Source organism: Paraburkholderia humisilvae (assembly GCF_902859855.1).
GTDB lineage: Bacteria > Pseudomonadota > Gammaproteobacteria > Burkholderiales > Burkholderiaceae > Paraburkholderia > Paraburkholderia humisilvae.
Genome location: NZ_CADIKH010000008.1, coordinates 77,757 through 94,615, shown reverse-complemented (window position 1 = coordinate 94,615; position 16,859 = coordinate 77,757). Strand labels below are relative to the sequence as shown.

14 protein-coding genes, 3 tRNA genes and 1 pseudogene are annotated in these 16,859 nt (G+C 63.3%); 5 read left to right on the top strand and 13 right to left on the bottom strand.

All coding sequences use genetic code 11. The annotated features are described in order from the left end of the window. Positions 1–97: 97 nt before the first annotated feature. Positions 98–1,000, top strand: coding sequence for a cytochrome c oxidase assembly protein (locus HV796_RS10130; protein ID WP_246355796.1), 903 nt, complete (start codon positions 98–100; stop codon positions 998–1,000). 62 nt (positions 1,001–1,062) lie between these two features. Here the strand turns inward: HV796_RS10130 and HV796_RS10125 are convergent, their stop codons facing one another. The 6 genes from HV796_RS10125 to uvrC all read right to left on the bottom strand — a co-directional run bounded on the left by HV796_RS10125 (position 1,063) and on the right by uvrC (position 5,257). Next, positions 1,063–1,557, bottom strand: a complete 495-nt coding sequence (locus HV796_RS10125) for a GNAT family N-acetyltransferase (protein WP_175226332.1) — start codon at positions 1,555–1,557, stop codon at positions 1,063–1,065. A 115-nt stretch (positions 1,558–1,672) separates the two neighbouring features. Next, a tRNA-Cys gene (locus HV796_RS10120) sits at positions 1,673–1,746 on the bottom strand. A gap of 145 nt (positions 1,747–1,891) precedes the next feature. Next, positions 1,892–1,967: transfer RNA gene (locus tag HV796_RS10115), tRNA-Gly, on the bottom strand. Positions 1,968–2,109: 142 nt separating this feature from the next. Next, a tRNA-Gly gene (locus HV796_RS10110) sits at positions 2,110–2,185 on the bottom strand. 125 nt (positions 2,186–2,310) lie between these two features. Then, positions 2,311–2,904 carry a CDP-diacylglycerol--glycerol-3-phosphate 3-phosphatidyltransferase gene (gene pgsA, locus HV796_RS10105; RefSeq protein ID WP_175226331.1) on the bottom strand — a complete coding sequence of 198 codons (594 nt, stop codon included), beginning with the start codon at positions 2,902–2,904 and terminating at the stop codon, positions 2,311–2,313. A gap of 142 nt (positions 2,905–3,046) precedes the next feature. Further along, entirely contained in the window at positions 3,047–5,257 is a 2,211-nt protein-coding gene (gene uvrC / locus HV796_RS10100) for an excinuclease ABC subunit UvrC (RefSeq protein ID WP_175226330.1), read from the bottom strand. A gap of 151 nt (positions 5,258–5,408) precedes the next feature. On the opposite strand from uvrC, the gene earP reads away from it, so the two are divergent. From earP to HV796_RS10080, 4 genes are all read left to right on the top strand, one after another. Continuing rightward, complete coding sequence (gene earP, locus HV796_RS10095; protein ID WP_175226329.1) at positions 5,409–6,683, top strand: elongation factor P maturation arginine rhamnosyltransferase EarP; 1,275 nt, start codon at positions 5,409–5,411, stop codon at positions 6,681–6,683. Positions 6,684–6,909: 226 nt separating this feature from the next. Then, the gene (efp, locus tag HV796_RS10090) at positions 6,910–7,467 is read left to right on the top strand and encodes an elongation factor P (protein WP_175226328.1); all 558 of its coding nucleotides are present in this window, start codon (positions 6,910–6,912) and stop codon (positions 7,465–7,467) included. 284 nt (positions 7,468–7,751) lie between these two features. Continuing rightward, the gene (locus HV796_RS10085) at positions 7,752–7,958 is read left to right on the top strand and encodes a CsbD family protein (protein ID WP_175226327.1); all 207 of its coding nucleotides are present in this window, start codon (positions 7,752–7,754) and stop codon (positions 7,956–7,958) included. A 257-nt stretch (positions 7,959–8,215) separates the two neighbouring features. Beyond that, positions 8,216–9,598, top strand: coding sequence for a sigma-54-dependent transcriptional regulator (locus tag HV796_RS10080; protein WP_175226326.1), 1,383 nt, complete (start codon positions 8,216–8,218; stop codon positions 9,596–9,598). Positions 9,599–9,714: 116 nt separating this feature from the next. Here the strand turns inward: HV796_RS10080 and nagZ are convergent, their stop codons facing one another. The 7 genes and pseudogenes from nagZ to lepB form a co-directional block, all read right to left on the bottom strand. After that, positions 9,715–10,743, bottom strand: coding sequence for a beta-N-acetylhexosaminidase (gene nagZ, locus HV796_RS10075; RefSeq protein WP_175226325.1), 1,029 nt, complete (start codon positions 10,741–10,743; stop codon positions 9,715–9,717). Positions 10,744–10,839: 96 nt separating this feature from the next. Further along, a complete protein-coding gene (gene acpS, locus HV796_RS10070) occupies positions 10,840–11,238 on the bottom strand; it encodes a holo-ACP synthase (protein ID WP_175226324.1) in 399 nt (132 codons plus the stop codon). Between the two features lie 13 nt (positions 11,239–11,251). After that, a complete protein-coding gene (gene pdxJ / locus HV796_RS10065; protein WP_175226323.1) occupies positions 11,252–12,016 on the bottom strand; it encodes a pyridoxine 5'-phosphate synthase in 765 nt (254 codons plus the stop codon). Continuing rightward, positions 12,013–13,038 carry a DNA repair protein RecO gene (recO, locus tag HV796_RS10060; protein ID WP_175226322.1) on the bottom strand — a complete coding sequence of 342 codons (1,026 nt, stop codon included), beginning with the start codon at positions 13,036–13,038 and terminating at the stop codon, positions 12,013–12,015. The genes pdxJ and recO overlap by 4 nt, the downstream gene beginning before the upstream one ends. After that, a complete protein-coding gene (gene era / locus HV796_RS10055) occupies positions 13,025–13,924 on the bottom strand; it encodes a GTPase Era (RefSeq protein WP_175226321.1) in 900 nt (299 codons plus the stop codon). Before era ends, recO begins: the two co-directional genes overlap by 14 nt. 455 nt (positions 13,925–14,379) lie before the next feature. Next, positions 14,380–15,696 (bottom strand): annotated as a pseudogene (gene rnc / locus HV796_RS10050) (ribonuclease III); the annotation flags it as partial. Between the two features lie 242 nt (positions 15,697–15,938). After that, entirely contained in the window at positions 15,939–16,856 is a 918-nt protein-coding gene (lepB, locus tag HV796_RS10045; protein ID WP_175226320.1) for a signal peptidase I, read from the bottom strand. Between the last annotated feature and the right edge of the window lie 3 nt (positions 16,857–16,859).

Below are 16,859 nucleotides of genomic sequence, written 5' to 3'. Positions count from 1 at the left end.
TCGCGATGAACCTGGTCCTTTGTCCGCGATGAACCCGTTCCATTGTCCGCGATGAACCCGTTCCTTTGTCTGCGATGAACCCGCTCCTTTGTCCGCGATGAACCCGCTCTACTGGCTCGAACCATGGGAACCGTCACCGACGGTCGTGATCGTGATGCTCGTGGCCGCCGTGCTGTTCGCGCGCGGCGCGCGCAAGGCAAAGGTGTCGTTCGCGCGGCAATTGTCGTTCTGGTTCGGGCTTGGTGCGTTGTACGTCGTGCTGCACACGCGGCTCGATTATTTCTTCGAGCACGAATTCTTCATGCATCGCGCGCAGCATCTGGTGCTGCATCATCTCGGGCCGTTTTTCATCGCGCTGTCGTACCCGGGCGCGGCGCTGCGCGCGGGCATTCCGTTTAACTGGCGGCAGCGCTTTGTGCGGCCCGCGTTGCAGACACGCTATGTGCGCATGACGCTCGATGTGCTGCTGCACCCGGTCGTCGCAGTCGTATTGTTCGTCGGCCTGATCTATTTCTGGCTGCTGTCGCCGATTCACTTCGTCGCGATGATCGACTGGCGCCTCTATCGCGTGATGAACTGGAGCATGGCGATCGACGGACTGATGTTCTGGTGGCTCGTGCTCGACCCGCGTCCGGCGCCGCCCGCACGGCTCTCGCCAGGGCGACGCATTCTGATCGTGATCGCCGCGATTCCGCCGCAGATTCTGCTCGGCGCCTTTATCTTCTTTTCGACGCACGAACTGTATCCCGTCTATTCGATCTGCGGCCGCGCGTTTACATGGTTGAGCCCGATGCGCGATCAACAGATCGGCGGCCTGCTGCTGTGGATTCCAGGGTCGATGATGAGCGTCATTGGCGCGCTGATCGCGCTGCGTCACTGGATGCGCTTGTCGGCGCGCGGACGTTTGCGCAATGAGCGCACCGCGAGGCCGGGCGCGGGCGCGCGGCCGGGCACAGCGCCGTCCGCCGCGCAACCGCGATCCGCGCACGGGACGCGATAAGGTTCGCACGTACCGCGGTGCGCTCATTGCGCGAACGAAAGCGCCGTTCGCGCGCGCTTCGTTCAGGTCGAACGCATCCAGATATGCGGGATGCCGTCTTCCTCATGCACATCCGACATCGGCTCGAAGCCGTACGCGCCGTAAAACGCCTGCAAATGCGCCTGCGCATGCAAGCGTATCGGGGTGCCCGGCCACTGCGCGTAGATGTGGCTCAGCGTACGCTCGAGCATCGCTTTGCCAAGACCGACGCCGCGAAACGCGGCCGTGGTCAACACGCGACCGATGCGGATATCCGCTTCTTCGGCATCGGGCAGCAGCACGCGCAAATAACCGGCGAGCGTCGCGCCCGGCGCGTCCGAACTGTACGCCAACAGATGCCATGCGTCGCGATCGAGCCCGTCGATATCGCCGTATAGACAGTTCTGCTCGATAACGAAGACCGCAGCGCGCGCGGCCAGCATCTCGTAGACCTCGACGTTCGTCAGATCGTCGAAGGCTTTCCAGCGCCAGTCGAATTGTGGCGCCGGTTTTGTATCGGATTGCTGTGAGTCGGACATGGTGAGCTTTGATATGGGACACGCTGACACCGCGTGCGCGATAAGATACGCCAATACCGTTACGCCAATGCAAAAGCCCCGATCAGTTCATCACTTGATCGGGGCTTTTTCTTTCTGGAGGCGCGAGCCGGAGTCGAACCGGCCTACACGGCTTTGCAGGCCGCTGCATAACCGCTTTGCTATCGCGCCGTAAGCGGACTACGGAATCCATCACGTTGCCAAAGGTTGCACGCGCAACGGTCCGCAGATAATGTGCATTGGCCTACTGGCCTGCCAAAAAACCTGCCAAACAAAAAGGGAAGCTTTGCTTCCCCAGCCAGCTTCCCTTTATTGCTGGAGCGGGAGACGAGTCTCGAACTCGCGACCTCAACCTTGGCAAGGTTGCGCTCTACCAACTGAGCTACTCCCGCGTGGCCCTGCAAATCGTGGTGCTACACATGACACCCAACGAGGCGCCTTGCAGCGTATGACCTTGTTCACTGCTGAAACGGCTTCGAGCCCGACCTGCAAAAATGCAAACCCAAACTCACATAACGCGCCGCTTCGAAATTCTGGAGCGGGAGACGAGTCTCGAACTCGCGACCTCAACCTTGGCAAGGTTGCGCTCTACCAACTGAGCTACTCCCGCGTTATGACTGCCCCCGGCGCATCAATTTTCAGAACCGCTCGCACCGGAGAGACGAGATTATGTATAAAGCACTGAAACGTGTCAACCCTTTTTCCACCACCGCATTCGCGGCGGCCGCGCGTCATTCAAACCGCACCGCCGCGCTCGCGAATCTGCGGCCACGCGAGCTTCATGTAATAAAGCATCGACCAGATCGTCAGCACCGCGGCGAGATAAATCAGCCACACGCCCCACACTCGTGTATCAAGTACGAATCCGCCCGGAAACGGCACCGGCCCATACAGCAGCAGCATCGGAATGGCGACCATCTGGCATGCGGTCTTGAACTTGCCGAGCGAATTCACCGCGACACTCTTGGACGCGCCGATCTGCGCCATCCATTCACGCAGCGCCGAAATCGCAATTTCGCGGCCGACGATCACGAGCGCGATCGCCGCGTCCAGTCGCGCCAGTTGCACGAGCATCAGCAAGGCCGCGGTCACCATCAGTTTGTCGGCGACCGGGTCCAGAAACGCGCCGAATGCGGACGTCTGGTTCCATTTGCGTGCGAGATATCCGTCGAACCAGTCGGTCAGCCCGGCCAGAATGAAGATCACCATCGCCGCCAGATTGCGGTGCTCGACGTTCATCCACGCGGCCGGCAGATAAAACACGCCCACCACGAGTGGAATCAGCACGATCCGCAGCCACGTCAGAAAGATCGGGAAATTGAACGGCATGGGCAGCGACAGGCTTCTGAAAAATAGAGATGCAATTGTGCCGTCTCAATGAGACAGCCACAAGCGAACAAACATCCGGCGAAGTCCTGCGATCGGCCGGCAACTGACTCGCATCCGGCTGGCATCCGTCCCGCCGGCGCACTTAGTGGAGTTGCCGGTAAATCTGCTCGGCCAGCGCGCGCGAAATGCCTTCGACGCTCGCCAGATCGTCGACGCTTGCCGCCACCACGCCGCGCAGCCCGCCAAAACGCGCGAGCAGCCGCTGGCGCCGTTTCGCGCCGACGCCTTCCAGTTCCTCGAGCCGCGACGTCTGGCGCGTCTTGCTGCGTTTCGCGCGCATGCCGGTAATCGCGAAACGGTGCGCCTCGTCGCGGATCTGCGCGACCAGCATCAGCGCCGCGCTTTCCTTGCCCAGCTCGAGCGGCGTGCGGCCGTCCGCGAACACCAGCGTTTCGAGGCCGACCTTGCGCCCCTCGCCTTTCGCCACGCCCACCAGCATCCCGAGATCGAGCCCCAGTTCATTAAACACCTGACGCGCAATTTCAACCTGGCCCTTGCCGCCGTCGATCAGCACGATATTGGGCAACGTGGCGCCCGCGGCGACCGGCTCCGCCGCGTCCGGCGTGACAAGCGAGTCCGCGGCGTCGGTCTGCACGGTCGCGGCGGCGTCGGCCGCATTCGCCGCGGCCTGTGCGACCATTTTCTCGTAGCGGCGCGTGAGCACCTGGCGCATCGCTGCGTAGTCGTCGCCGGGCGTGATGCCGGTGATGTTGTAACGCCGGTATTCCGACGACTGCATCTTGTGATGGTGATACACGACGCACGACGCCTGCGTCGCCTCGCCCATCGTATGGCTGATATCGAAGCACTCGATACGCAGCTTCGCGAGGTCTTCGCATTCGAGCACAAGCGTATCGGCAAGCGCGCGCGTGCGCGCTTGCTGCGAGCCCTGTTCGGACAACAATCGCGCCAGCGCGAGCCGCGCGTTCTGCTCGGCCATCGCGAGCCACGCGCGCTTCTGGCCTTGCGGCTGACGCAACACGGTTACCTTGTGGCCAGCCTGTTCGGTTAGCAGATCGACGAGTTCGCGGTTTGCGGGCGCGTGACTGACGACCAGCACGGGCGGGATGCGGTTGCCGAGATAGTGCTGCGCGATAAACGCTTCGAGCACCTCGGCTTCGAGGCCCGGCGCACGCGAACGCATGACGGCCGCGCCATCGTCGGCCTCGTCGGCCTCGTCGGCGGCGGCTTCAGCGCTCGCGTCTTCTTCGTCCGTATGGTCAGGGTCTGAGCTTTCCGCGTCTTCGCTGTGCTGCCCATCTTCGTGCGTCGACTCGCTTTCGTCATGTGATGCTCGCGCACCTGGCGGCGCAACGTCGGCATGTCGATCGGCAAGCGCCGCTGACGCCACACTTTCGTCAGCGTCTTCGTCGCCGGGTTCGCCTGCCTCGATGGACAGCACGCTCTCGACGTGCGCCGGAAAATACGCCTTGTCGCCGAGATGCCGGCCGCCGCGCACCATCGCGAGATTCACGCAGACGCGTCCGCCTAGCGCGACCACCGCGAGAATATCGACATCGCTGTCGCCGCCCACTTCGATCGCCTGCTGATGCAGCACCGTCGACAGCGAGCTCATCTGGTTACGGACCGCCGCCGCCTGCTCGAACTTCAACGCGGCCGCGAACGCATGCATCTTCTGCTCGAGCTCGCTCATCACCTCCGACTGGCGCCCGAGCAGAAAACGCGATGCATTCGACACGTCACGTGCGTAGTCCTCCTCGCTGATCGCGCGCACGCACGGCGCGGTGCAGCGACCGATCTGATGCAGCAGGCACGGCCGCGTGCGGTTGTTGAACACCGAGTCTTCGCAGGTGCGCAGCTGAAACACGCGCTGCAGGATCTGGATGCTTTCGCGCACCGCCCATGCGCTCGGAAACGGTCCGAAATACTGGTTCTTTTTGTCGACCGCGCCGCGGTAGTACGCCATGCGCGGAAACTGATGGCCGGTCAGCTTCAGATACGGATACGACTTGTCGTCGCGAAACAGGATGTTGTAGCGCGGCGCCAGCGCCTTGATCAGGTTGTTCTCAAGCAGCAGCGCCTCCGCTTCGGAGCGCGTCGCGGTGGTTTCGATACGCGCAATGCGCGTCACCATCATCGCGATGCGCGGCGACAGCAGTGTCTTCGTGAAGTAGCTCGATACGCGCTTTTTCAGGTCGCGCGCCTTGCCGACGTACAGCACCGAGCCGTTCGCATCGTAATAGCGGTAGACGCCCGGCAAATGCGGCAATTGCGCGAGCACTTTTTTCGGCTCGAAGACGTCTGGAGTATCGGAAGCGTCAGAGTGGGCCATGCAGGATAGGACTGGAAGCCGCGCTTGCGGTGATCAAAACAGCGAATAAGAGCAGATCGCACCCGTCTCTCACAGGGCGCTGCTTTAAAATCGCCAGTTTAGAACATTCCGCTCACGCCGCGCCTGCGCGAAGTCCAAGGGCCCCGCTGCCATGTCCGCCGCCTCCTGCTCCGCCGCCAACCCCGCGTCCCAAAGGTCGCGCCCCGTGCGCACGCCGCCGCCAGCGCGGCCCGACACGCAGCACGACCTGCGCAAGCCGGATGGCACAGCCATCGCGTGCGACATCTTTTGCGCGGTGATCGACAACTTCGGCGATATCGGCGTGTGCTGGCGCCTTGCGCGCCAGCTTGCGACGGAACACGGCTGGCAGGTACGCGTATTCGTCGACGACCTGCGCGCGTTTCACGCGCTGTGCCCTGCCGTCGACACCCACCGCGCGCGCCAGACGGTGCACGGGATCGTTGCCGAACATTGGCATGAGCCCGCGCACGCGGGCGACACGCTCGAAGTGGCCGACGTCGTGATTGAAGCATTCGGGTGTGAACTGCCACCGGTCTACGTGGCCGCCATGGCGCGCCGCGCGCATGCGCCGGTGTGGCTGAATCTCGAGTATCTGAGCGCCGAGGACTGGGTCGCGGATTTCCATTTGCGGCCGTCGCCGCATCCGCGCTATCCGCTCGTGAAGACCTTCTTCTTTCCGGGACTCGCCCCCGGGACCGGCGGCGTGCTGAAGGAGCATGATCTGGACGCGCAACGCGCGGCGTTCGACGCGTCGCAAGCTGAGCGTGCCGCATGGTGGCGCGACACGGTCGGCACGTCGGCGCCCGCCGCCGGCACGACCGTGATCTCACTGTTCGCATACGAAAACCCCGCCATCGACGCGCTGCTCGAGCAATGGCGCGACTCAGCCGATCCCGTCGTGCTGCTCGTGCCCGAAGGGCGTATCTCCGGCGCGCTCGCGCGCTTCTTCGGGTTAGCGTCGTTCGCGGCGGGCGCGCACGCTGAACGCGGCAGCCTCGCCGCGCACGCGCTCGCCTTCACGGACCAGCCCGGCTACGACCGTCTGCTATGGGCAAGCGACCTGAACTTCGTGCGCGGCGAAGACTCCTTTGTGCGCGCCCAGTGGGCCGCGCGTCCGTTCGTCTGGCATATCTACCCGCAAGCGGACGACGCGCATCTGCCGAAACTCGACGCCGCGCTCGCGCACTATGCGCACTCGCTGCCGGCCGCCCCGTGCGCCGCGCTGACGCGCTTCTGGCATGCGTGGAACGGCGTCGGCACGCCTGACTGGGCCGCGCTTTGGCCGGATTTTGCGCGCCACCTGCCCGCGTTCACCGCGCGCGCCACGCAATGGGCGCTGGAACTCGCGCGCGCCGGGGATCTCGCTGGAAATCTGGCCCGATTCGCAAAAACTCAGTTAAAATAAGCGGTTAGCCAGCAGCCGCCGTTGCAGACGCGGCACCGCTATAGGCCCGAACGCATCGGCGCGCGCATCCCGTGCGGTTTCATCCGGATTTCCTCTACGTCGGGTAAAACACCGGCAACGGCCTTGGGCACCGCGCCCGCCTATGCCGCGCGCCGCGGCGTAGGCAACAGGAATACGCCACACAGCAAGCAACGTTGAAGCACATTATTTCGTACAGGACAGTTTTATGAAGATCGCTCAAGAACTCCGCACCGGCAACGTCGTGATGATCGGCAACGACGCGATGGTTGTGCAGAAAGCCGAATACAACAAATCGGGCCGTAACGCCGCCGTCGTCAAGATGAAGTTCAAGAACCTGCTGACGGGCGCAGGCATGGAGTCGGTCTATCGGGCCGACGACAAGTTCGACATCGTCGTGCTCGACCGCAGGGAAGTGACCTACTCGTACTTCGCGGACCCGATGTACGTGTTCATGGATGCCGACTACAACCAGTACGAAGTCGAAGCGGAAATGATGGGAGACGCACTGAACTACCTGCAGGACGGGATGACGTGCGAAGTGGTTTTCTACAACGACAAGGCGATCTCGGTCGAACTGCCGACCACGGTGGTCCGCGAAATCATCTATACGGAACCGGCTGTGAAGGGTGACACGTCGTCGGGCAAGGTGCTGAAGAACGCCAAGCTGAACACGGGTTTCGAACTGCAAGTGCCGCTCTTCTGCAACATCGGCGACAAGATCGAAATCGATACCCGGACAAACGAGTATCGCAGCCGCGCGTAAGGAAAGCAAAGGCTTCACTCAAGAGCCGCGCCCCGCTTGGGGCGGCTTTCGCGAAAGCGCCCTTTTTGGGCGCTTTTTCTTTTTTCCGCGACCGTGTATGGTGGTGGAAATCTTTACCGGAACTTTATGCAAAATTGCGCACGCTAGTGGGGGTGAACCGGCTTCCTCAAACGTCAGCGCATTGATTCAGCAGGATATTCGGGATCTGGCACGTGCTCTGCTTACGATCTATGGAACCGCTCGACTTTCATTTTCCGGGCGGACCAATGAACAGGGAGGTGTCAATGAACAACGATATTGCTGAAGGCAAATGGAAGCAGATGCTCGGTAAAGCGAAAACCGCGTGGGGCGAACTGACCGACGACGAACTGACGAAAGCCGAAGGCCGCGCCGATCGGCTGACCGGCCTGATTCAGGAACGTTACGGTAAGACCCGCGAGGAAGCGGAACGCGAAGTCCGCCGCTTCTTCGACGCGAACCGGAACCTGTAGCCGGGTTTCATGCCGTGCCCGTGCGCGCGGTGGATCACGCGGCGCGCACGCATCGGCGCAGCAACAGGTAACAGCAGGAAGCACCTACGCGGCAGGCAGCGTTCATGAGCGTCAATGGAGACAAGGATTAAAAGCCATGCGTCGAATTGCGGTGCCGCGAAGTTCGAGTGGCAGTACCGGCCGTATATCGTGCCCGAACGCGTCCGGAACATCGGCGCCCCGGGGGTTTCCGTCCATTTGAAAAAATTGCGCACGTTATGCCACATGCCCTGATTGTCGAGGACGATCCCAACAGCCTGTCCGGCCTGTCGGCGATCCTCGCCGCCGACGGCTTCTCGGTCGACACGGCGATCACGCTTTCCGAAGCGCGCGCCGCGTTGTCCCGCTTTATCCCGGACGTCGTGCTCGTCGACCTGAACCTGCCGGACGGCAGCGGCCTCGATCTGCTGCAACATCTGCCGGTGCAACCACCTGGCGGCGCGTTGCCGGTCATTGTGATGACCGGCAACGCGACCGTTGAAAGCGCGATCGAAGGGTTGCGACACGGTATCTGGGACTATCTGCTCAAACCGGTCAACATCCCACGTTTGCGCAGCCTGCTTGCGCGCATCCCCCGCCCGTACGAACTGACCGAGGAAGTGCAGACGCTGCGCGCGAAGCTGCGTCAGATGGGTCGCTTCGGTCCGATGATCGGTCGCAGCGGCGCGATCCAGCACATCTACGACACGATCGAGCATGTCGCGCCGACCGAGGCCGCGGTACTGATTTCCGGCGAAGCGGGCACCGGCAAGGAAGTCGCCGCGCGCACGCTGCACGAAATGAGCCGGCGCCGCAAAGGTCCGTTTATCGTGTTCGACTGCCGCGCGGCGGCGGCCGTCGGCGGTGGACGGCCGCTCGATAGCCTGCTGTTCGGTCATGAGCGCGGTGCGTTCAGCGGCGCCGAGCAGCGCGAGCCGGGTCTGTTCGAACAGGCGAGCGGCGGCACGCTGTTTATCGATGAGATCGCGCTGTTGCCGCGCCCACAGCAGGAAGCGCTATTGCGCGCGCTCGACTCGCAGACTTTCATGCGCATCGGCGGCACGAACCAGGTGGTGACGGACTTCCGGCTGATCGCATCGACGCGCAAGGTTCCGCGCGCCGCCGTCTCGGACGGCTCGTTACACGAAGACCTGGGCTTGCGTCTCGAAGCGGCCGCGTTGTCGTTGCCGCCGCTACGTGAGCGCGGCGACGACCCGGCGCTGTTCGCCGAGTCGATCGTCGACGAATTGAATCGCGAGGCGAATGCGCGCGGCGTCGCCGATGCGACGAAACTGATCTCGCCGAACTTCCTGCGCGAATGTCTCGCCTATGAATGGCCGGGCAACGTGCGCGAATTGCACGAGCGTGTGCGGCGCGCCTATCAGGCATCGGGCGATGTGCTCGAGACGCTGCGCGCGGATGAAACCCACGGCATCGGCGGTCGCGATCTGAATGGGGGCCGCGTGCAGGTGACCGTCGGCACGCCGCTCGCGGACGTCGAGGAAATGCTGATCCGCGCAACGCTTGACGCGGTTGGCGGCACGCGGCATCGCGCGGCCTCGCTGCTCGGCATCAGCCCGAAGACGCTGTACAACAAGCTGCAACGGATGCGGTTGAATTGATCGGTTGGGCGCGATGAAGAAAGGCGCAAGCGGGCGCCGATACCCGATCGTTCCGGCGTTGACGTCGCATCAGTCAAGCCTCCGTCAAACTTCCTCAGTCGGGCTTCGGTCCGACTTCAGGCAAACGCGTCGCGCAACAGCGCTTGCGCCTGCTGATACTCCGGCTCGTCGACCAGTTTGTCCCAGATCGGCGCCTTGCCGCGCGGCCGCAGCCGCTTGATACGCCGGCGCGAAGCTTTCGACGATTTGACGCGCAGCGCGTCGAGCACCTTGCCCGCCTCTTCCGGCTGATTGCAGATCAGCACCATATCGCAGCCCGCCTCGAGTGCGGCCGTCGCGGCCTCGGTCAGCGTGCCGCCCTGGCGCGCGGCTTCCATTGACAGATCGTCGCTGAAAATCGCGCCGTTAAAGCCGAGCGCGCCGCGCAGGATGTCCTGTAGCCACACGCGCGAAAAGCCGGCCGGCTTCGAATCGACCAACGGATAGATCACGTGCGCGGGAATCACCGACGCGAGCGACATGCCGAGCCAATCGTACGGCGCGACATCTTCGGCAAGGATCTCGTCGAGCTGGCGTTCATCGACCGGCACCGCGACATGCGAATCCGCTCGCGCGAAACCATGTCCTGGAAAATGCTTGCCGCAGTTCGCCATGCCGGCGAGCGCGAGGCCGTGATTCAGGCTCTTCGCGAGCAGCGTGACGACGCGCGGATCGCGATGAAACGAGCGGTCGCCGATCACTTGAGACTCGCCGTAGTTCAGATCGAGCACCGGCGTGAAACTCATGTCGATCCCGCATGCGCGCAGTTCGGCCGCAAGGATGTAACCGACCGCGGTCGCCACCTTCGTCGCATGCAGCACGTCGTCATCCCACAGCGCACCGAGCTTGCCCATCGATGGCAACACCGTGAAGCCGTCGGTGCGAAAGCGTTGCACGCGGCCGCCTTCGTGATCGACGGCGATCAGCAGATCGTCGCGCATATCGCGGATCGCATCGGTCAGCGCGGTCAGTTGCGCACGACTTTCGAAGTGCCGTGCAAACAGAATCACACCACCCGTCATCGGATGAGCGAGGCGGCGTTTGTCGGCTGCATTGAGCGTCTTGCCGACGACGTCGAGCATGACCGGTCCAGGAGAGGTTTTCATCGAGCGGAAGGGGAAGAAAAAAACAGACGACCGGCGCGACCGGCACACCGCGCCGCGCCGGAGAAATTCAGACAGCCGGAATGACGCGAGTGCTGGCTAATCGCCGGTCTCCGCGATCACAAACGACACTGCGTAGTCGCGCTCGTCGGAAAGCGTCACGCGCGCGGTAATGCCGCGTGCGGAGAGCCAGTCCGCGAGTTCACCGGATGCGATCACGTACGGCCTGCCACCGGCTTCGTTGAGCGTCTGCAGCGCGCGCCACGTCATTGGCCAATGCATGCCAAGGCCGATCGCTTTCGAGAACGCTTCCTTCACGGAGAAGCGTGTCGCGAGATACGCAAGACCGCGCACCGCGGAACGCGCATTGCGCGCGTGATAGACGCGAAGTTCGTCGGGCCCCAGCACCTTTTCCGCAAAGCGGCCGCCGGTGCGTTCCATCACCGCGGCCACGCGGCTCACCTGCACCACGTCAGTCCCGATGCCGTAGATCGCCATGGCGCTCGCCGCTTTAAGCGCGTGCGGCAAGACGTGCGGCGATCATGATCGCCTTCATCTCGCGCACCGCGTTGTCCCAGCCGGCGAAGATTGCGTGCGCAACAATCGCATGGCCGATATTCAATTCGACGATGCCTTCGATCGCCGCGATCTGCTGCACGTTCGTATAGTGCAAACCGTGGCCGGCATTCACCTTGAGCCCGAGCGAGCGGCCCAGCTCGACGCCCTGTACAACACGCTCGTATTCGCGCTGCTGCCCGGCTTCGTCGTGCGCTTCCGCGTAGCGGCCGGTGTGCAGTTCGATCACCGGCGCCCCCGCTTCGTGTGCGGCGCGGATTTGCGTCGCTTCGGCATCGATAAAAAGCGACACGCGCGAGCCCGCATCCGCCAGCTGTTTGCACGCGGCGCGCACCGCATCGAAGTGGCCGGCGACATCGAGACCGCCTTCGGTGGTCAGCTCCGCGCGCTTTTCCGGCACGAGGCAGACGTCGTGCGGACGCACGTCGCACGCGATGTCGAGCATTTCCTGCGTGACCGCGCATTCGAGATTCATCCGCGTCTTCAATTGCGGACGCAGCGCGCGCACGTCCGCGTCGACGATATGCCGGCGATCCTCGCGCAAATGCAGCGTGATCGCATCGGCGCCCGCCTCTTCGGCGGCCAGCGCCGCGCGGATCGGATCAGGATAGGACGTGCCGCGCGCATTGCGCAGCGTGGCCACGTGGTCGATATTGACGCCAAGGTCGATCGCGTGTGGCGACGTGAGAAAGAAGCTCATAGGTTCTGCAGGTCGATCAGGATCTGGCGCGTCGCAAGCGGCGTGCCGCCGAGGTAGGTGTTGAGCAGGAAGCGCATCAGCGTCTTGCTTTGCGCAACCGTCTGCGCACGATGGTAATCGTCCTGCTCCATATCGAGCAAGGTCTGGCCGGACACGACCGGCCATTGCGCGGGCAGATCGTCGGCTGCGTCGCGCACGCCGCGCTCCGGGTCGAACACATAGCGGCCGCCCGGTACGACCGGCTGGCGCGCGACGGTGCGGTCGAGCGCCATCGCGTAACCGGTCTCGCGCAACAGCACGCGCTCGAACGAACGCAGCACCTGGACCGGCGGCTCGTCGTGCGCAAGACGCGTGAGCGTCACCACATAGTGGTGGAAGAGTTGGGGATGCGGGTCTTCGCGCGCGCAGAACTTGACCAGCAGCTCGTTCGCGTAGAAGCCGCAGAGCAGCGCGTCGCCGGCGAGCGGCAGCATCCCGCCGACCCATTCGGCGCCGGTCAGCGTGCGCATTTCGGACTTGCCGGTCCACGCGAGCGACAGCGGCTGGAACGTTTGCAGCACACCGCGCAGCGCGGAATGCGGGCGCTTCGCACCCTTCGCGATCAACGCGAGACGGCCGTGGTCGCGCGATAGCACGTCGAGGATCAGGCTGGTTTCCCGGTACGGATAGCTGTGCAGAACGAACGCGGGTTGTTCGGAGATCCGATACTCGGAAACCGGCGCGCGCGACGTTCGGCGTGCGGGCTTCGTTGCGCGTCGCTCAGGGGCGGCTTCAACGCCATCCGGATGATCGGGCTGCCTGTCGGACCGCCTTTCCGCCTGCTTTTCACCCGGTTCGTTCGCTTCGAGCAGGGCTTCATCGGCGAAATCGTCACCGGGCGTACGCGCGGCGGCGGACTGCTTCGATGAGGTCCGCTTCGCGCGCCCGCGCACCGGCCTGGCCTCGCTGCGGGGCGAGCGCGGCTGCGCCGGATCAGGATCGGCTTCGGGTGGCTGCGTCATCCATGCGTCATTCGTACCCATACGCGCGCAGCCCGGCTTCGTTGTCGGCCCACCCGCTCCTCACCTTGATGAAGGTCTCGAGGTACACCGGACCGTCGAACAGCTTTTCCATATCGAGGCGCGCTTCGGTACTGATCTGTTTGAGCTTCGCACCCTTCTGGCCGATGATCATCGCCTTGTGCGAATCGCGCTCGACGAGAATCGTCGCGAAGATACGGCGCAGGCGCCCTTCGGTCTCGAACTTGTCGATCACGACGGTGCTCGTGTACGGCAGTTCATCGCCCGTCCAGCGGAACACCTTTTCGCGCAGGATTTCGGCCGCAAGAAAACGCTCGCTGCGATCGGTCAGGTCGTCTTCGCCGTAGATCGGTTCGCCTTCCGGCAAATACGGCTTCACCGTCGCGAACAGCCGCTTGATGTCGTCCGGATGCTTCGCCGACAGCGGCACGATTTCCTTGAAGTCACGCAGCCCGGCCATCTGCTGCATGAACGGGAACAGCGTGTCCTTGTCGCTGACGCGGTCGAGCTTGTTTGCGATCAGCAGCACCGGAGCCGCCGGCGGAATCAGATCGAGCACCTGCTGATCGTCCGGCCCGAAGCGGCCGGCTTCGATGACGAACAGAATCGCATCGACCGACGTCAGCGTCGACGTCACCGCGCGGTTCAGCGACCGGTTCAGCGCGCCGCTGTGCCGCGTCTGGAAGCCGGGTGTGTCGACGAAGATGTACTGCGCGTCGTCAAGCGTGCGGATGCCGGTGATGCGGTGACGCGTGGTCTGCGCCTTGCGCGACGTGATGCTGACCTTCTGGCCGACGAGCGCGTTCATCAGCGTCGACTTGCCGACGTTCGGGCGGCCGACGATGGCGACCATGCCGCAGCGAAATCCAGGGGGAGTGGGCGTGTTCATATTCGGGCTACAGCAAACTGGGGCCAACGTGCATCGCGGGACAGCCAGGTGCAAACTGCAACAACAATAGCATCGGCAAGGCGGCAGTAGTCGGGTGGATTAATCAGGGGCTGTCGGGAGCCAATCGGGGTGAATCAATGGCCTGCGTCGGCGACGCGGGTGTGCAGCGCGCTCGCGACGCCGGCTTCGAGGTCGGCCTCAACCGTCGCCGCGCCGGCGATTTCCCGGCTGCGAGACGTCAATCTTTCGGTGCTGCGTGACGCGGCTTCAAATTTGTCCGCCGGTCTGTCTCTTTCAGATCCATTCGCCTGATGCGCGGCGGATTCGAGCTTGTCCGCTGCTTTGTCCCCTGCTTTCTCGCCCGCTTTTTCAGCGGATTTTTCCGCTGCTTTATCGGCTTTATCGGCTTTTTCGGCTGATTTCTCGGCGATTCGGTCGGTAGGCGCGTCGCCAGCCTTGTCCGCCGCTTTCTCGGGCGCCCGCTCCACGGTCTTTTCCGCTGAGTTGTCGGCGAGGCTCGCGGCGGTTTCCGGCTTGTCCGCCGCCTTCTCGCCGTGACGAATCAGCGCGTCGGTTTTGTCAGAAGGATGATCGGGCGGGCGCGTCGCGGCATCGGTCCGCTCCGCGTGCTTCTCCGCCGGCTTGTCGACCTGCTTGTCGCCTTGCCTGTCGGCCTGCTTATCGGGTCGCTCAGACTTCTCGCCGCGGCCCGTCTTGTCCTCGGTCCGCTCGGCGGCCTTTTCGCCCGATTTATCCGCTGCTCTTTCAACCCGGTCCGGCTTATCCGCCTTTTCCGGCTTTTCCTTATCGTTGCTGTTGCTGCCGCCGCCGGCCTGGCTTTGGCTGTATTCGACGTGCGCAGCACGGATCACCGCGAGCGGTGCGACACTGGCCGCCGTAGCCGCCGGTACGCGCTCGGCGCCTGCTTCCGCCGCCGCTATCTTCGCTTCGGCACGGGCCGCACGCTCGGCCCTGCGTTGATCCGGCGCGCGCAGATCAAGCGCGGTCTGCACGCCCGTCACGCCGGGGACGATTTCCGCTTCGGCATGTTTCGCCGCACGCGCGCTCTTCGAGCGCTTCGGCTTCGCAACCACGGCCGGCGCCGCCGCCATCACCTCGTCGAGCGCCTTCTTCGCGGCCGCCTGCTCGGCGGCGCGGCGGCTCGCACCGGAGCCCGACACCTTGACATCGAGTTTTGGCACCGCGCATTCGACTTCGAATTGCTGATTGTGCGCCGCACCATGTGTGGCGATCACCGTGTAGGTCGGCAGCGCGATCTTGTGACCTTGCAGGTATTCCTGCAGCAGCGTCTTGGCGTCCTTGCCGAGCGTGCGCGGGTCGATATGGTCGAGAATCGGCACGTACAGCCGTTTGATGACGGTCTGCGCGGCTTCGAACCCGCCATCAAGAAAGATCGCGCCCAGGATCGCCTCGAGCGTGTCGGCAAGGATCGACGGACGGCGGAAGCCACCGCTACGGAGTTCGCCTTCACCAAGGCGCAGGCCGTCGGAAATATTCAGGGCCTGAGCAATTTCATACAACGACTGCTGTTTGACGAGATTAGCCCGTACGCGGGACAGATCGCCTTCATCGAGCTTGCCAAAACGTTGGAACAAAAGTGCCGCCACCGCGCAATTGAGAACGGAATCGCCGAGAAACTCGAGTCGTTCGTTATGCGTGGCGCTATGACTGCGATGAGTGAGAGCCTGACGCAGCAATTCCGCATTGCGAAATTCATAGCGCAGTCGGCTTTCCAGCGGAGATGAAGGCATGGGCAGAGTATAACGCGGGCGCTTGCCCCGGCGAAAACGCGGACCGACACGCGAACAGGCGTGGTGAAGCGACGTTACCGCAGGTTCTTAAAGTAGCGTGATAACACGCCGCAGATAGTTTGCGGCGTGTTTCGACGTTGCGATGCGATGGTGGTGATGCGCGATTTTGCGACGCGGTCACCGTGCGGTGATCGGACCGAGGCTCGCGTTCATCGCGCGACGGGCTTCGAAGATAAAGCCGTTCACTCGAATGAGCCGATCCGTTTGAGATCGCTGAAATTCATCCAGATAAAGAACGCACGGCCAACGAGGTTCGCGTCCGGCACAAAACCCCAGTAACGGCTGTCCGCGCTGTTGTCGCGATTGTCGCCCATCATGAAGTAGTTGCCGGGCGGCACCTTGCAGATCACGCCGCGATCGTTGTAATTGCAATTGCTGCGGTAGGGATAGTCATCCGCGCCGACGACGAACGGTGGCACCGCCGGATTGTTCAGGATGCGGTTCTTGCGGCCGTCGATATCTTCCTCGAACTGCTTCATGTAGCCCGCGCGCTGGTTGCCGCTCGCTTCGTCGCGCTCCTCATCGTAAAAGTCGGGCAGTTGCGTCTCGGGGACCGGTTGGCCGTTGATCGTCAGCTTCTTGTCCTGATACGCGACCACATCGCCTGGCAGGCCGATCACACGCTTGATGTAGTCGACCGATTCATCCTTCGGATACCGGAACACGACCACATCGCCGCGTTTCACCGGACGCCCTTCGGTGACCTTCGTATTCGTGATCGGCAGGCGCAGACCGTAGTCGAACTTGTTCACGAGGATGAAGTCACCGACCAGCAGCGTCGGCACCATCGAGCCGGACGGAATCTTGAACGGCTCGACGACGAACGAGCGCACGAGGAACACGACGAGAATGACCGGGAAGAAGCTCGCTGTGTATTCGAGCCACCACGGCTGGCGCAGCTTTTCATCGCGTAACTTCGCGCGCGTTTGCGCCGGATTTTCGTCGGCGAAACGCTCGCCGACACGCGCCTGCTGGCGGTCGAACTCGGCGACCGCCGCCTCCGCCGCGCGCCGCCGTTGCGGCATGAAAAAGAGCTTGTCTGCTACCCACGCGATACCCGTCAATACGACGAGCACAAAAAGGATCAATGCAAAATTCATTGA

Bases quoted from the DNA above. Each gene is read 5' to 3' on its own strand.
- HV796_RS10125 (WP_175226332.1), bottom strand. From the start codon at position 1,557: ATGTCCGACTCACAGCAATCCGATACAAAACCGGCGCCACAATTCGAC.
- acpS (WP_175226324.1), bottom strand. From the start codon at position 11,238: ATGGCGATCTACGGCATCGGGACTGACGTGGTGCAGGTGAGCCGCGTG.
- uvrC (WP_175226330.1), bottom strand. From the start codon at position 5,257: ATGGCCCACTCTGACGCTTCCGATACTCCAGACGTCTTCGAGCCGAAA.
- HV796_RS10080 (WP_175226326.1), top strand. From the start codon at position 8,216: ATGCCACATGCCCTGATTGTCGAGGACGATCCCAACAGCCTGTCCGGC.
- earP (WP_175226329.1), top strand. From the start codon at position 5,409: ATGTCCGCCGCCTCCTGCTCCGCCGCCAACCCCGCGTCCCAAAGGTCG.
- pdxJ (WP_175226323.1), bottom strand. From the start codon at position 12,016: ATGAGCTTCTTTCTCACGTCGCCACACGCGATCGACCTTGGCGTCAAT.
- nagZ (WP_175226325.1), bottom strand. From the start codon at position 10,743: ATGAAAACCTCTCCTGGACCGGTCATGCTCGACGTCGTCGGCAAGACG.
- HV796_RS10085 (WP_175226327.1), top strand. From the start codon at position 7,752: ATGAACAACGATATTGCTGAAGGCAAATGGAAGCAGATGCTCGGTAAA.
- lepB (WP_175226320.1), bottom strand. From the start codon at position 16,856: ATGAATTTTGCATTGATCCTTTTTGTGCTCGTCGTATTGACGGGTATC.
- recO (WP_175226322.1), bottom strand. From the start codon at position 13,038: ATGGGTACGAATGACGCATGGATGACGCAGCCACCCGAAGCCGATCCT.
- efp (WP_175226328.1), top strand. From the start codon at position 6,910: ATGAAGATCGCTCAAGAACTCCGCACCGGCAACGTCGTGATGATCGGC.
- era (WP_175226321.1), bottom strand. From the start codon at position 13,924: ATGAACACGCCCACTCCCCCTGGATTTCGCTGCGGCATGGTCGCCATC.
- pgsA (WP_175226331.1), bottom strand. From the start codon at position 2,904: ATGCCGTTCAATTTCCCGATCTTTCTGACGTGGCTGCGGATCGTGCTG.
- HV796_RS10130 (WP_246355796.1), top strand. From the start codon at position 98: ATGAACCCGCTCTACTGGCTCGAACCATGGGAACCGTCACCGACGGTC.